Here is a 14,371-nt window from a genome sequence, read left to right on the forward strand (position 1 = left end):
GCGGGTCTACCAGTTGTCTGGATAGCAGCCACCCTCACCCTCACCCTCACACTTATCCACCCCGCCGCCGACAGGTGGCGTTGGACTGTCGGGGAACTCCATGACCACTCCTGGCAATGCGCCATCGCTGGACTCGCAGACTTTGAGCGAGCCGCCGAGTGCCGACGCACAAATCGCGCTTACGTCCAATCCCGGACCCGGTGCGCCTGGCAGGCCGGTGCCAGCTATCCGGGCGATGCTGTCCAATATCGGGAAGGTGTCGATTCCGCCGTAGCCGGTCAGCAGCTTGCCATCTTCCGATGTGCAGGCGTAGCCCGGGTTTGTGATGACCAGCCTGTGGCCATTCATCGTGCAGGTCATGCGGCCAGCGCGCAGTATGCCGACGGTCTGGCCGGCTGCCACCAGAACTTCGATGATGCCGCCTCTGGCCCCGAGCACCATATGCGGCGTCGCAACCTGCATGACGCCGCCTTTCGAAACCTGGCCGCCATAGAAACGGGCCAGGCCGCTGTTCATCCCGATGTCGATCTTTCCCGATCCGGCGCCTGGATTATAGACGAATTCATCGATCGTCAGGCTGGTGTTCGGACCAATCTTGGCGCTCGATTCATCCCGGAACACCAGCATTCCAAGACCAGTGGGATTGCTGCGCAGCTGATCGCCGAGTTCGACGCCTGAGCCGACGTTCATTGTCGCGCCGTTGTTGCGGACGATGTTGGTCTGGTAGGCCGTCATCGACCCGACCGTTTCAGCGGCGGAAGGTGCCGCAAAGGCAAGGCAGGCGACAAAAATGGCGATCTGACGGTACGGGGTCCTCATCGCGGCCTCTTTCAATTGAGCGTCAACGTGTAGCTCATGAGCATTTCGAACGATTTTCGGTCGCGGCTGGCGATGTCGAAGTTGGTTTCGCGATAGGCGAGATCGACGCTGATCTTCTGCGCCTCGGTGAGCTGGAAATCGCTTTCGGAGGCAATGCGCCAGAAGTCGCTCTTGATGTTTGTGCCGATGCCGACGGACAGATCGGGAGTGTCGCTGTGGCCGGCCGAGAAGGCGACCTGGTGCGACCATGCGAAAAGATCCGGTACGTTCATCAACAGGCCGCCATAGCGGACCTCGCCCATGTAGCTGCGGCCGATTTCGCCAGCTCCGGAGGCGAAGTCATTCAAGCCGACAAAGCGCAGTCCGAGCGCCTGGCCATTGCGGAAGCGGTAGCTGCCGCCTGCCTCATAGAAAACCCTGCTATCGGCGAAAATGCCTTGCGAGGGGCTTAGATCGATGTAGCCGCCACCGGCGAAAAGCGTCGTCTCGACCGTCGGGCGCACGAGGAAGCGTCCACTGAGGCCGATGCCGGTTTCGTGGATATCGCTGTCGAAACGATCTGTAACGGTAAACGCGGAAAGCAGCAGGCGCAGCGAATCGATCCCACTGTTGGGCAGCCCCTTGTCCCAGGTAATCGCGGCGTTGCCGTGGATAAAAGTCTTCTCGCTACCCGGAACCGACAGGTCTTCCGTGAAAAAACGCTGTGTCGCCGTCAACGACCCCGAAAGGACGAGAGCGTCGGCACTTGGCGTGCCGAGGTCCCACCGGACAAAGCCTTCCGCCCGCCCATAGGGCGACACAAAGCTGTCGTCGTCCTGCGCCCCGCCCGGCTCAAAATCGGTAAATGCGCTGAACACGCCGCCGGTCAGGGCGAGTTCCCAGGTGACGCCACGCAACGCGCGCTCGATGCGGGCGAGCAGGCGAACAGCTTCCTGCTGCTCACTTGCGGTCAGGCCGCCGACTTCGATGCCGTACTGCACCTGCCGCCGGGCCAATTCATAGGAGCCGACATGATAATACAACCGGCTGGCCGCAAGCCGGGCGCGCGCATCGCGGGGATATTTGATCAGATATTGCTCGATCGAGGAGATCGCCTGATCGTATTGTCCCGCGTTGACGGCAACTGTGACGAATTGGGCGAGCGTTCCATTGTCGGTCGGATTGGCAATACGGGCCGAAAATGCATCGTCATAGGCCGGAAAGAGACCCTGCGCGCCGGCCGGCAATACGCCGGTACAAAGCAGCGCTGCGGCGAAGCCGAAGATCGTTGAAAACGAGGATTGCATGCCGAGAACCCACCCCAAGCCCGACTAGTGTAAAGGAGTTAGCACGCTTTGACGAAAAAAGGCGACTGAACTGTCACCAAGCCATCCGAGTCTTAGCAGCTGTTGCAGCTGCGCAACAAGCTATCGGGGCAATGCGTATTTCGGCTACGCTGGTCGGTAAAACATCTTCTCAGCGTTATTGTATATAATTGAAGTATTCTTCACCAGCGGCAACTAACTCAAATCATCACCAGTCGTGGATCGCACAGCCGACAAGATTAATATTGTTTGCGCGATTCTGCGCGTATCTGGTCACAGAATGAGCGATCAAGGTCACCCACGGCTCATCCAAAGGTCTTCCGTGGCACCGCGCAAGCGATCGGAGAGCTGCCGCCAGGTGCTTCTGACGACGCGTACGCGATGCGGCACGGCTCTTGCCATTTCGTTGAACGCGACGTGCTCAGCCTATAGGAACCCATCTCCCCGGGGACGCGTCGGCGGACGCGCCTTGCTACAGCACGAGCATGGTGGCCAGCCCCAGCATCAGGCCCATGCCTACAATATCGGTCACGGTGGTGAGGAAGATCGCCGAAGCGACCGCCGGATCGGCGCCGACCCGGCGCAGGCCCAGCGGGATCAGCACGCCGGAGATTCCGGACATGAGGCAGGATCCGGACATGGCGAGCAGGATCACAAGTGCCAGCATGGGCGCCTGGGGTGCCGACTCCGGCTGCCGCGAGGCGTAGAACCACATCGCCGCAGCCGCAACAAGGCCGACGAGCACGCCGTTGGCGATCCCGAGCGCGCCCTCCCGCATCACCAGGTGCAGCTTCGGTCGTTTGTCCACATCCCCCAGGGCAAGGCCACGCAGCGTCATAGCCAGTGCCTGGCAGCCGGTGTTTCCGCTCTGCCCGGCCAAGACCGGGAGGAACGCCGCCAAGGCGACGATCTTCTCGATCGTGCCTGTGAATGAACTGACCACGAAAGCGGCCATGAAGGCCGTTAGCAGGTTGAGCTGCAGCCACGGATGACGCTTCAAGAAGGCTGAAAACAGCGGCGTAAAAGCACGCTCCTCCTTCTGCACACCCACCATCTGGCCAGGCTGGGCAGAAATCTCGATGATTTGCTGCTCGAACAAGCGCCAGCCGCGAACCTGCCCGAGCAGCCGGTTCTCCGCGTCCACCACGGGATAGACAGGGTAGTGACGGCGTACCGCCGCCTTGCAGGCGTCGCTCAAGGACAGACCGACGTTAAGGGCGAACGGCTTTGGCAGCATGATCTGATCCACCGTCGCGTCCGGTTCGCTCAGCATCAGATCGCGCAGGACCACCAGGCCAACCAATTTGACGCCCACGTCCGTGACGTAGAGGTAGGTGAGCTCGGTCGGCACCTGGGCGCGTCTGACGGCCTCCACTGCGGCGGCTACCGTCGTCCCCACAGGAACGCTGGCGGGAATCGGGTCCATCAGCTCGACGAGCGAATCGGGGATCACGAAATCCTTGCTATCGCTATGAGGCTCGACAGGTCTCATATGCGGTGGCAAATGCTCCGCCACCTTGCGGGCGTGCCCATCCGGCAACAACTTTAGTGCGTCCCGGATGAACTCGGGAGACTCTCGGCCAAGCAATTCAGCCGCGTCATCAGGTGCTCGAGCACGCAGCGTGCGCACCAACTTCTGAACCTCGTTCTCTTCTTTCATCTGCCGCCCGCCCCAATTGAAAGTGACATAATATGTTAAGTATCGGATCGCACCAGTGCGGAAATACAACAGCTTCCTCCGGCCCCAGCAGTCCGCTTTATGGTTCTCGAAGTTATTGCGGCCCATTATGAGTTGATGTACGCCGACTGACAGCAGCGGTGACCCCGCAGACGCCATCTCACCTGGGGTGATCCGGACCGGCCCGGAATTCCCGCCGAAACTCCTACGGGCCGTCCTCGGAGATGCATATGAGCAACATCATCGCAGCAGGCTTCAATTCAATCTCTGCCAATGGCGGGTTGGAGAGCCTTGCAGCGGACTTTCGCAGCTTTGCCGATATAGGCGTCGAAGCCGTCGAACTGGGACTGACCACCCTCGACCTCGTAGCGGGTGGCCGTGTCATTCCCGAGAGAGCCGAGAGGCTTGTCGCACTGACCAGGCAATTCGATTTCTTCACGGCGTCGTCTCATCGAACCTCATGGACCCTGCGGTCTGCCGCTATCAGATTGATGCCGCCAAGGCCCTGGTCGAACTCTGCGATCGGATCGATGCGCGCGTCCTTGTCCAGCATAGTGGCCATTTTCGCGCCGACCAGGTCCTCGAACGAGCCGGTCCCGAGGAACGCGAGCGAGAAGCGTTGTTTGAACTCGCCGAGTTCTGCAAGCCACATGGTGTGCGCATGGCCTTCGAGAACCTCTTCGCCATGGAGCCGGGTCAGTGCCGGCAGAGCCCGGCTGAGGTGGCGCAGACAGTGAAGGCGGTCGGCCATCCCAACCTGGTGGCGCTCATCGATTTCAGCCACGCCTATATTGAATCCACCCATCGCGGCCTGAACTTCCGCGAGCAGCTGCGGGTCATGGCGCCGGTGGCGGGGCACCTGCATGTCCATGACTCTTTCGGGCGCCCGCAGGGCTTCCACAGAACCTACCTCCCGCAGGAGGATGCAGCGCTGGGTATAGGCGACCTGCACATGCCGCTCGGCTGGCGCGATATCGAATGGGATGACATCTTCAGCGAGTTGATCTTCTTGCCGGGGACCGTCCTCATCATGGAAATCGGACCCCGCTATCGCAACGAGCAACCCGATTGCCTGGCACGGGCAAAAAACCTCATCGCCTTGAGCAATCGCGCTGAGCGCAGAGCGGCGGAGTAAAGGCCGAGACTCCGCCCCCGTGGTGCTGCCAATGTCGGCCAGAGCTGCCGAACCCGTTGGCAGCGAGCCGTTCCGCATTGGCAAAGATCGTCTTGTCGATCCTGTTTTCAATGAGATTGTAAGAAGAAAGTGCGCCTGCCGGTCTACGATACAGTCGCGGGATGCTCCCGCATTTCGGGTTTACTCGCTGCCGTCAGGTCATTTGCTTTCCAGACGGCGTACCAGTCGTACGCCAGGTCCGCCGCTGTTTTCTGGGATGAATTCGATACCGGCAACCTCCAACGCTTGGCGAATCGCTGCCATATTGTTCGGATGCGGAACCCGGGCGCCTCGCTCGAAATCGACCACCGTAGGCCGTGATACCTTAGCGGCGTCCGCCAGCTCGCGTTGACTTATTCCCAACATCGCGCGAGCGCCCCGACACTGCGCGGCAGAAATTTTACTATAAGTCAAACGTTTATCTCTTGGGTTGACTTTTCACCGGTAGCTTGTCAAATTGTCCCGGTTATACGTGCGGCAAGTTCGCGGCCGAACAGGATGTTTGCACCATCCCGCCCGGCCTGACCGCAACCCAAGCTGATTGGAGCTCGGATCATGGCTGATTCCGACAATACCACGACTCTACCTTTCGTCACTCGCAGGCAAGTGCTTGCGAGAACAGCGGTGGTCACCACCGCATGGACGCTTGATGGCAACGTGTTCGCTGGCGACGCCGGAAGAACGAACGTACCTTCCGACCCAGCGCTGGCGCTTCGGCGGCAATGGGAGAGAGTCCACAAACAGACCGAGCGGCTTTGCCGCAGGCAGCAGCGCCTGGAGACAAGGCTTGTCGAGAGCGTCGGCTTTCCTTGTGTGACCGTCCGCCTGGCCGAGGGTGAGCAGGTGACGGTCCATTCGATCGAGATGCTCAATGAACTGCTCGGCAAAGCGCCGGACATGGCGGCTCTCCGCGATAAGGCCGAAGCTGATTTCGCGGCGCATCAGGCACGCTGGGATGCGGCTGCGGAGGAAACCGGCTACACCGCCGCTTTCAGGGCCGAGCGCGAGGCTAGCGAGAAAATGCAAGATCTGCTGCACGCGTTCTCAGCGACTCCCGCCACCACTGTCGCCGGTGTGGCAGGCAAGCTCGATGCCGTGTTGCGCGAGGGCGAGGCGTGGGAGGAATGCTCCGAATTTCCTTGGCCGCAAATCCGCTCGGCGCTCAATGATCTGGTGCGCATCGCCGAAGGCTTTGGTGCTGAACGGGTGCGGCGCCGAAGGATTCGTCATGACCAAGCTGAAACTCTCCGCCATTCCCGATAGCCGTCCGGTCAAGATCACGGTCGAACTGATCGGCATCGTTCATCGCGATCTTGTCGCCTATGCTGAATTGCTCGGCCGCGAGACCGGACAGATGTCGCCGATCCGGCAAAGTTGATAGCGCCGATGCTGACCCGGTTCATGACAAGACAGAGCGTTTGCCAGAACCCGGCGAAGCCTGAAGCCGGGATGAGAGTTCCGGGTTTATGCCGGTCGGACGGCCGTCAGGAAGAATACCGATCACGCAGGAACTCGAGAACATCGGCAGGGCAGGATTGGCGTTGTCCGGGCGCCAACGGGCAAAATTGCAGATCTGGATTGGCTTGCCCCCGATTCGCAGCTTACGGCAGACGGCACCTTCAGGAACACTGTTGGCATCTCCGTCGTGGATCAGAGTGACTCCCAGACCGTTTCCGACAAGGCGCAGCAGGATACCCGCACTGACGTGATGTTCAACGACCGCGGGAAGCTGTACACTGTTTCCAACAGCGTCGGCGAGCAGAAATGCTTCGCCCCTGCTCACCAGCAGCGTCTCCTGGCCAAGGTCCGACCACTCGATCACGGCGCGGCTTGCGAGAGAACGATTTGAAGCAACAACGACGGCCAGAGTATCCCTCCACAACATTAGTTCGAATGGGCCGCCATTGGAGCGCGAGGAGGAGGTCATGGTGACGTCGACCTCGGTGCCGCCCAGAGCAGCCCGGGGCTCGGGGTGAGACACCTCTATCAAGCTGACGCTCACATTTGGATGACATTTCCCGAACTCGATAATCGCATCCAATGCTCGCCCCGCGAGGATCATCCCGTTGGAGCCGATGGAAAGCCTTTGTTGTTCATCTTTGATGCCGGTCCTGGCCAGGGTGAGAGTATTGTCCAGTTCGAGCAGCACGGAACGCAGACGATCCAGGAAACGCTCGCCGGCTGGGGTTGGGCCAACGCCGCGAGCATGGCGATGAAATATCCTCGTTCCCATCGCGTATTCGAGATCGCGTATGCGCCGGCTGAGCGCAGTGTGATCGATCCCGGCGCGCCGCGCCGCGCGCAGAAAGCTGCCCTCCTCTGCGACCACAAGCGCATAATTGAGTGTCGTGAGTTGAATGGAGCTCCGCATCTCTGCTCAAGGTCAAGGGAACGACAAAATCGCGGACGTTTGAGCGCTTTTGGCCGCGGCGGGCTATCACCAAATCTCAGTATTGACACTGAATGAGACCATCCAGGCCTCTTTTAAACAGGATCACGACGACAAGGCCGATCGGGCGAACCTTATGGAGGGCACGTCGCGCTAGCTCCAGGGAGAGCGCCACCCGGACTGGTTACATCGCTTGGAAAATCCGGTGCTTGAACAAAGATTGAGCGGCGGACCGGCTTGAGCTGAAGGTCCGCCGCTCCAGCTCTTTCAGGTCACGAAGAAGGAGCCTGGCCTAATCGAGAGACCTGAAAAGCGTGGCGAACTGCATTTGAGCTGCGCCGCCGATCCCGTCGCTGTCGAAAGAGAGCGCTCCGGTTGAGTGTTGTAGATAATATGGTCGGAGCTATCATGCGCGGCCGTACGAGCAAAGAAAGCGTCGGATGAAAGGCCTCCCAGCTTAAGCCGGGGAGAGAGTCCACAAGCAGACCGAGCGCTTTGCCGCAGGCAGCAGCGCCTGGAGACAAGGCTTGTCGAGAGCGTCGGCTTTCCTTGTGTGACCCTCCGCGTGCCCAAAGGTGAGGAACTGACGGTCCACTCGATCGAGGGGCTCAATTGAAGTGCTCGGCAACGGCCCGGAATACCGCCGCTCTCCGAGAGAAGGCCGAAACTGAGTTCGCAGTGCATCAAGTACGCTGGGATGCAGCGGCCGAGGAGACAGGTTACACCGCTGCGCTCAGGGCCGAACGCGAGGCTTGCGACCGGGCGAAGGATCTTCTGGGAGCCTTCTCAACCACCCACGCTACGACTCTTGCCGGTGTGGCGGGCAAGCTCGATGCCGTGTTGCGGGAGGGCGAAGCCTGGGAGGAATGCTCCGAGTTTCCATGGCCGCAACTCCGCTCAGCGCTCTGCTCAGCGCTCTGCGATCTGGTGCGCATCGCGGAAAGCTTTGGTGCTGACCGGGTGCGGCGCCGAAGTGATCCGTTATGACTAAGCTGAAACTCTCCGCCATTCCCGATGACCGGCCGGTCAAGATCACGGTTGAACTACCCCGCCGTCTGGCGCGATCTTGTCGTCTATACTGAATCGCGCAGGCGCAAGACCGGGCACGCTGTCGCCGATCCGTGCCACGCACCGGATAGGAAGAATAAACGGTCAAGGCAACACGCTGGTCCAGTTCATGAAGGCGGAGCGGGAGGTAGCCGATATGCTGTCAATACCGTTAATTGACATAGGTGGCGAGAGCGGCATCGGCTATCTGACCTCGTTGCTTTACATGAGCGATGAGCTTCATCCGAATGCTGCCGGCAACCTGCGGCACGGAACTTTCGGTGCAGAGGAACTTCGTCGTCTGTCGCGCCGGGGCTTCTTCGGAGCCTAGACTGGAATGATTCTGTGTGGCAGATGTTCGCGAATGCGCGTCTTCTCCACCGTTCTAGCTCTTCGCCGCCACTTTTGGTCATGGATCGCCACTGGCGCCGCTAGGGAAAATGCCATCATCGGGCCGCGCACGAAGTTCGGCGCCGGGGCGGAAATCTTCAATATCCGCGGCGACCGGTCCCGCGTCTCGATCGGCGCGGACAGCCATTTGGATGGGCATTTGCAGGTCTTTGCCCACGAGGGTCGGATCAAAATCGATGATTGGTTCTATCTTGGCCCAGGCTCGACGATTTGGTCGTCGGACCCGGTGGGGATCAAGATCGGCAAGCGAGTGCACGTCTCATGGGGCGTGGCGATCCACGACACCAATTCGCATCCGATGGACCCGCAGAAGCGTTTTGCTCAGATGCAAGCCATCTTTCGTGAGGGGCATCCGCGTGTCGACCCAGGCATCCGTTCGGTGCCGATCACTATTGGAGATGACGTCTGGATCGGCAATAGCGCCATGGTCATGAAGGGTGTCACCATCGGCGATCGGGCGATTATCTCGGCCGGGTCGATTGTTCGACACGACGTCCCGGCCGATTCGTTGGTGCGGCCAGCCGACCTAGTGAAGTGATGCCTTTGGCTGCCGCTCATCAATGAGCGTCGTGCCATCGTATAGCGCTACATGCATGTGCGGCATTTTGCTGCAAATCTCTTTGAAATGCGCTCGCATCTCCGCCTCGTCATCGCTGGTGGCAATTGGCATCGAAAGCTGCCGCTGGGCATCAATCGCTTTGATCGTGAATTGCAGGGGTGGCCCAGTGTACATTTTTCTTCCCGGGGTCTCAGGGCACGTCGACAAACGTCATGTACTTGATCCGGTCCCACTGATCTTTCGCCGTAGTGCCGGACCATCGGTTGCGAAGAGCGCTCTCACGATAGGCTTGTGCTGGGTCCAACTCCGGTAATTCCGATCCGTTAGGCAAGAAGAACGCGTTCCCCCCGGCAGACGAGACGGCAACGAGCTTGTAGCCGTACTTCTTGCACAGATTGGTCAGGGCGGTGATCGATGCACCGTGATACCAGCCGCTGTCGTGCTTGGCCATGCGATCGAAAGCGTGATCATAGGGCACTGTGATGGGATTGAGACCAAAACTGGCGTTGTACTCCGTGACAATGACGGCCGGACCCACTGGCAGCAAGGCTTGCAGAAACCAGTAGTCGTTTCCATCGACATCGACGGAAAGCACTCCAAGCTGCGGAAAATGCGTGGCGAGACTTTTGATGTTGTCGAGATCAATGAAGCTCTGGCGCACTTCAATCCGCTTTGGAAGCAGCGAGCGCGCCAACCGCACGGTCGTTGCGTCGCCGTCGACGAGCAGCCCCCTGAATTCACTAAGCCCAATGCAGTTGTATTCCGTCGGATGGAAACCAAATTCCAAGAACGTTTTCGGGCTTTGGCCAACAATCTGCGACAGGATCACACTTTCGTCTGATTGCGGAGACCCGGCAAGGCGAGCCTTTGCGAGGTGAAAATAATATCGGAGCGGGCTTGAGCGAAGGAAAGCATGCATGCGCGATTGGACATTCATCAATGGATGACTCCTTGATCGCCCGTCCGCGGCCAATTATTTGCGACAAGCGGCGGCGGTTTGCAAGCTTGCGAGACGACCGCGTCCGCCAGTCTAGACGCCGTTTGAAAATCGCCGAAAGGCGTCAGCAGAATTGCTGTCGGGAGCCGCTCGAGGTTGCACCAACATGGCACGGCAATTCGACCAGAAATCCTGGGGGAGAGAGTGTTTCGGCTCGGGTTGATCGTCGAGGCCGAAGCGTCGGCCCAATTCCCGACGCTACCGTCCGCTGTCCTGCGGCTTCTGGTGCGGGTCCTGCGATTTCGACCACCAGACAAAATACAGCGAGCCCATCTTCATGACAGGCACGCGCCGGTCGCGTTCCCCGGGTTCGCAACTCACGATAGGTCTTCATCTTCAAGCAATTTCGGGGCCGATAGACGCGGCGCGGCGGAACGGAGCGAGATCACCGGAACCGGCTTCATTTGAAGAAATCTGCAATGCCGTTGATGGCCAGCACCGCATAGACGATCGGTCCGGCGACAAACGCACAATAGAGGCAGAGGATCGCCGCCAGCACCAGCAGCAGCGGCTTGTCGCGCCCGACCGCGCGGAGTTCGGACTTCACCGTCCAGCGCACCGCAGCCGTTTGTTCATCATCAGACATGTTCACCATCCCGCGCCCATTTCACACGGCGGGTGGAAAACATCAACCTGCCCCTAGCGTCGGCTATGGACATGAGGTTCAAGGGCGCCGCCAGGCGCCTGATGACATGCCAAGGCTCGGCGCCCGGATCGGCCTCGGCGAGGTGAACTGCGCAAACCAGGATGCGACCTATAATCGCTGGATCACGGCATGAGGGAGGGTTCGTATCAGATGGCAGTCAGCGCGGCCAGCAAGGAATTCATCGGTCGCCGTCCGGCATCCGCCGTAGTCATTGTAATCGTCCAGGATCATGAGCCCGCCTGGGCTCAACACCTCTAGGGTCTGCTCAAGACAGAATTTGACCGGATCGTGCCAATCGCAATCGAGATGGGCCAACGCTATTCTGGTTTCCGGATGAAAGTGCACCGTGTCTTCGAACAGGCCCTTATGAAGGACGATCTTTTCGCCATCGACCGGGACGCCAAAGCCCTTGAAGCTGGCACTCACCTTATCGAATAGGTCGCCTTGATACCCGTAATAGGTATCACCGCCAATGCCTTTGGATCGTCCCGACCGGATGGTCTCGTAACGGGCCTTGGATTTTTCGTCGTCCTGTTCAGTCGGGCTCGGAATCATGCCAAACACATCGTAGCCGTGGAAATGACGGCCTCCGTCGAGTTCGGACGCGATGAAGATTGCGGAGCCACCGAGTGCGATACCGTATTCGATGAAATCGCCGGGGACCTTTTCACGCCTCAGCCGCCTGATTGCATCGCGAAGGCTAATAAACTTTGCGTCCGAAAGATACGTCAGACGGGCGCGCTGCACCGAACGGGCGATGGCCGGCACTCTAAGCCTGTTCGCATTCTTAACGAGGTGTCGGGTGAGTCCTGATAACATCGTACGATGCTAAACAGCAGCCTCGGGATTCGCAAGCACCCCCGGAGAGGCAAAGTGGGCCGCAGAGGTTCGATCGGAGACGGCAGCCATCCGACACGATGTCGGCTCGGGCCGAGCCGGCCGCAACAATTGCTCCGCTGGTGAGCGTCCACGGATGTGCCGGGCTGGGCTGCAATTGGTCTTCTTGGCTGGGACCGTCCTTTTTATGGAAATCGGACCCCGCTACCGCAACGAGCAGCCCGACAGCCTGGCCCAGGCGAAGAACCTCATCGCCTTGAACAGCCTCGCTGAGCGCGGAGCAGCGGAGTAAGGGCCGGGATTAGCTCCTGTGGTCGCGATCAGGCACGCTGGGATGCGGCTGCCGCGAAGACCGGCTACACCGCCTCGCTCAGGGCCGAGCGCAAGGCTGGCGATCGGCGGAGAACCTGCTGCAAGCGATCTCAACAACACGCGCCATTACTCTCGCCGGTGTAGCGGGCAAACTCGATGCCGTGTTGCGCAAGGCCAAACCGGGAGGAATGCCCCGAGTTTCATTGGCCGCAGATCCGTTCGGCGCTCAGTGACTTGGTATGCATCACCTAGTTGATTGATTCCAACGTTTGGTGCCCACGTTTGACGGCGGCGATGATGTGGTTGGGATCGGCCCTCCAGAGAAAGGGTCGAGGCGCCTGATTATGTTCCTTGATGAAGCGGTTGATGGCGGCCTGGAGGTCGACGACGGAGTGGAAGACGCCGTGTTTCAGGCGACGGCGCGTCAGCTTGGCGAAGAAGCCTTCGACGGCGTTGAGCCAGGAGCAGGATGTCGGAACGAAGTGAAAGGTCCATCGCCGATGCCCTGGTCAGCCAGGCGCGGACCTTGGGCTGTTTGTGGGCGGCGTAATTGTCGAGGATGACGTGGACGGCCTTGTCGGGCGGGAGCTCGGCCTCGATGGCGTTGAGGAAGCGGATGAACTCCTGATGGCGGTGGCGCTGCATATTGCGGCCGATGACCGAGCCGTCGAGCACATTGAGTGCGGCAAACAGGGTGGTGGTGCCGTTGCGCCTATAGTCAATGCGTCATCGTACCGGCTCGTCCCGGTTTCAGCGGCAGCCCCGGCTGGGTTCGGTCGAGCGTCTGGATCTGGCTCTTCTCGTCAACCGACAGCACGATGGCATGGGCCGGCGGCGAGACGTAGAGCCCGACGACATCGTGCAGTTTCTCGGCGAAGGCCTTGTCGTTCGACAGTTTGAAGCTGCGCCAGCGGTGCGGCGCAAAGCGATGATCGTGCCAGATCTTCACGACCGACGACGCGGCGATACCCGCCGCCTTGGCCATGGCGCGGACGGTCCAGTGTCGCTTCCCGCTTCGGCGGCTCCAGCGTCAACGTCACGACCTTGTCGACCAGACGTTTGTCCAGCGGCGCGATCCCGGGGGCCCGGTCTTGTCGCGCAGGAGGCCTTCGAGGCCTCTGTCATGAAGCGCTCCTGCCACCGCCAGACGCAGGTCTTCGACTTTCCGGTCGCCGCCATGATCGCCACGGTTCCCAAGCCATCCCCGCTCAGGAGGATGATCTTCGCGCGCCAAACATGCTTCTGAGGCGAACTCCGCGCGGCGGTGATGGCCTCAAGCCGCTTCTTGTCAAAGGTTGTGACGTCGATCTTGATACCGTGCGCATTCACAAGCTTCGCACGACGAGCGCAAAGGGGAATCCAAAACCGAACTCCTCCGTATCGATCAATCCACTCTCATGATTGCTGACAATGGCCTTTGACATAAGCTGCAGCCCGCCGATCCGATCGGCGGTCGAGGCACTTGTACGGCGGATATGAGGTGCAAGAGGCGGGACTTGAACGTCGGTCAACAATCTCTCATCCGCGGGTCGAGCCGCATGACCTGGTTTCGTTTGGGGCTGCCTCTGTCTAGGTGGCGAGCGTCGAGGCTCATAGTGGGGACGAGGGCTCCCCGGCATTGTCCCGCCTCCAGCGCCGCATATCGCGCCGAGGCTGATGTTTGGGTTTTTGCGATCTCCTCTGCTGGCTGTCTGTCAAATAGTGGTCACGCCGCCTTTGGCGCGGATTGAACTGTGCAGGCGATCGACCAGATGAAGCCCACCATCTCGCGTGCGATGGCGACATTGACGACGTTCGCATTCTTGCCGCGCGCGCTCAGCCGACGATATCGGGTGCACAGTCGAACTTGCGCTTTCCACCCGATATCGCGAACGACTTTTGGCAGCGCCTCGATCCGGTCGACCTTGTGCCGGCTGATGCGCGCTCTCATCCGGTAAGCCCAGGCGGCTTCGACCAGCGCGCGCCGGGCATGAGTGTTGCCGGTCTTGGTGATGCCGCCGCGCCAGACGGTCTCGCCACTCGATTGTTCTCCGGGGACCAGGCCGAAATAGGCCATGAGCTGGCGGGGGGTTGAGAAGCGTGTGAAGTCACCGACCTCCGCGACCAGCACCACGGCATTGATCAGCGCGATGCCGCGCATCGCCTGCAAGGCGTCAACGACCGGGCGCTGGTTCCATTCCGGGAGCAGGCTGAGTATC

The 14,371-nt window shown here is 60.2% G+C and carries 17 protein-coding genes and 2 pseudogenes; 7 read left to right on the forward strand and 12 right to left on the reverse strand.

Annotated features, from left to right (window positions below):
• Nucleotides 1-6 precede the first annotated feature (6 nt).
• The 3 genes from NKJ08_RS23310 to NKJ08_RS23320 form a co-directional block, all read right to left on the reverse strand.
• Nucleotides 7-819, reverse strand: coding sequence for a FecR family protein (locus NKJ08_RS23310; RefSeq protein ID WP_352783504.1), 813 nt, complete (start codon nucleotides 817-819; stop codon nucleotides 7-9).
• 11 nt (nucleotides 820-830) lie between these two features.
• Nucleotides 831-2,105 (reverse strand): tetratricopeptide repeat protein, encoded by a 1,275-nt coding sequence (locus NKJ08_RS23315; RefSeq protein ID WP_352783506.1) that lies wholly within the window; start codon nucleotides 2,103-2,105, stop codon nucleotides 831-833.
• A gap of 490 nt (nucleotides 2,106-2,595) precedes the next feature.
• Entirely contained in the window at nucleotides 2,596-3,852 is a 1,257-nt protein-coding gene (locus NKJ08_RS23320) for a magnesium transporter (protein ID WP_352783508.1), read from the reverse strand.
• Between the two features lie 179 nt (nucleotides 3,853-4,031).
• On the opposite strand from NKJ08_RS23320, the pseudogene NKJ08_RS23325 reads away from it, so the two are divergent.
• Nucleotides 4,032-4,936 (forward strand): annotated as a pseudogene (locus NKJ08_RS23325) (TIM barrel protein).
• A 198-nt stretch (nucleotides 4,937-5,134) separates the two neighbouring features.
• Here NKJ08_RS23325 and NKJ08_RS23330 read toward each other — a convergent pair.
• Entirely contained in the window at nucleotides 5,135-5,389 is a 255-nt protein-coding gene (locus NKJ08_RS23330) for a helix-turn-helix domain-containing protein (RefSeq protein WP_352783511.1), read from the reverse strand.
• A gap of 141 nt (nucleotides 5,390-5,530) precedes the next feature.
• On the opposite strand from NKJ08_RS23330, the gene NKJ08_RS23335 reads away from it, so the two are divergent.
• Together NKJ08_RS23335 and NKJ08_RS23340 are read left to right on the forward strand one after the other, a co-directional pair.
• Nucleotides 5,531-6,238: a hypothetical protein gene (locus tag NKJ08_RS23335; protein ID WP_352783514.1), complete on the forward strand. Its 708-nt coding sequence runs from the start codon at nucleotides 5,531-5,533 to the stop codon at nucleotides 6,236-6,238.
• Complete coding sequence (locus NKJ08_RS23340; protein ID WP_502906348.1) at nucleotides 6,204-6,353, forward strand: DUF2274 domain-containing protein; 150 nt, start codon at nucleotides 6,204-6,206, stop codon at nucleotides 6,351-6,353. The genes NKJ08_RS23335 and NKJ08_RS23340 overlap by 35 nt, the downstream gene beginning before the upstream one ends.
• Nucleotides 6,354-6,374: 21 nt before the next feature.
• Here NKJ08_RS23340 and NKJ08_RS23345 read toward each other — a convergent pair whose 3' ends face one another.
• Nucleotides 6,375-7,346: a LysR family transcriptional regulator gene (locus NKJ08_RS23345; protein ID WP_352783516.1), complete on the reverse strand. Its 972-nt coding sequence runs from the start codon at nucleotides 7,344-7,346 to the stop codon at nucleotides 6,375-6,377.
• Between the two features lie 696 nt (nucleotides 7,347-8,042).
• Here NKJ08_RS23345 and NKJ08_RS23350 point away from each other — a divergent pair.
• From NKJ08_RS23350 to NKJ08_RS23365, 4 genes are all read left to right on the forward strand, one after another.
• Nucleotides 8,043-8,351 carry a hypothetical protein gene (locus tag NKJ08_RS23350; RefSeq protein WP_352783518.1) on the forward strand — a complete coding sequence of 103 codons (309 nt, stop codon included), beginning with the start codon at nucleotides 8,043-8,045 and terminating at the stop codon, nucleotides 8,349-8,351.
• Nucleotides 8,348-8,446, forward strand: a complete 99-nt coding sequence (locus NKJ08_RS39080; RefSeq protein WP_502906349.1) for a DUF2274 domain-containing protein — start codon at nucleotides 8,348-8,350, stop codon at nucleotides 8,444-8,446. The genes NKJ08_RS23350 and NKJ08_RS39080 overlap by 4 nt, the downstream gene beginning before the upstream one ends.
• Nucleotides 8,447-8,568: 122 nt before the next feature.
• Nucleotides 8,569-8,742, forward strand: coding sequence for a hypothetical protein (locus NKJ08_RS23360; protein ID WP_352783537.1), 174 nt, complete (start codon nucleotides 8,569-8,571; stop codon nucleotides 8,740-8,742).
• Between the two features lie 33 nt (nucleotides 8,743-8,775).
• On the forward strand, nucleotides 8,776-9,360 hold the full coding sequence (locus NKJ08_RS23365) for an acyltransferase (RefSeq protein ID WP_352783520.1): 585 nt from the start codon (nucleotides 8,776-8,778) through the stop codon (nucleotides 9,358-9,360).
• Here the strand turns inward: NKJ08_RS23365 and NKJ08_RS23370 are convergent.
• The 7 genes and pseudogenes from NKJ08_RS23370 to NKJ08_RS23400 form a co-directional block, all read right to left on the reverse strand.
• Nucleotides 9,349-9,555, reverse strand: coding sequence for a hypothetical protein (locus tag NKJ08_RS23370; protein ID WP_352637094.1), 207 nt, complete (start codon nucleotides 9,553-9,555; stop codon nucleotides 9,349-9,351). The genes NKJ08_RS23365 and NKJ08_RS23370 overlap by 12 nt on opposite strands.
• 16 nt (nucleotides 9,556-9,571) lie before the next feature.
• Nucleotides 9,572-10,318, reverse strand: coding sequence for a hypothetical protein (locus tag NKJ08_RS23375; RefSeq protein ID WP_352783523.1), 747 nt, complete (start codon nucleotides 10,316-10,318; stop codon nucleotides 9,572-9,574).
• Between the two features lie 460 nt (nucleotides 10,319-10,778).
• Nucleotides 10,779-10,964 carry a hypothetical protein gene (locus tag NKJ08_RS23380; protein ID WP_352783526.1) on the reverse strand — a complete coding sequence of 62 codons (186 nt, stop codon included), beginning with the start codon at nucleotides 10,962-10,964 and terminating at the stop codon, nucleotides 10,779-10,781.
• A 168-nt stretch (nucleotides 10,965-11,132) separates the two neighbouring features.
• Nucleotides 11,133-11,792, reverse strand: coding sequence for a TylF/MycF/NovP-related O-methyltransferase (locus NKJ08_RS23385; RefSeq protein ID WP_352783529.1), 660 nt, complete (start codon nucleotides 11,790-11,792; stop codon nucleotides 11,133-11,135).
• Nucleotides 11,793-12,421: 629 nt separating this feature from the next.
• Nucleotides 12,422-13,487, reverse strand: a pseudogene (locus NKJ08_RS23390) (IS630 family transposase).
• 11 nt (nucleotides 13,488-13,498) lie between these two features.
• A complete protein-coding gene (locus tag NKJ08_RS23395; RefSeq protein WP_352783532.1) occupies nucleotides 13,499-13,684 on the reverse strand; it encodes a hypothetical protein in 186 nt (61 codons plus the stop codon).
• A 194-nt stretch (nucleotides 13,685-13,878) separates the two neighbouring features.
• On the reverse strand, nucleotides 13,879-14,371 hold a 493-nt coding region (locus NKJ08_RS23400; RefSeq protein ID WP_352783535.1), incomplete at its 5' end, for a transposase.

Source organism: Mesorhizobium sp. M0244, assembly GCF_040321795.1.
Classification (GTDB): domain Bacteria; phylum Pseudomonadota; class Alphaproteobacteria; order Rhizobiales; family Rhizobiaceae; genus Mesorhizobium.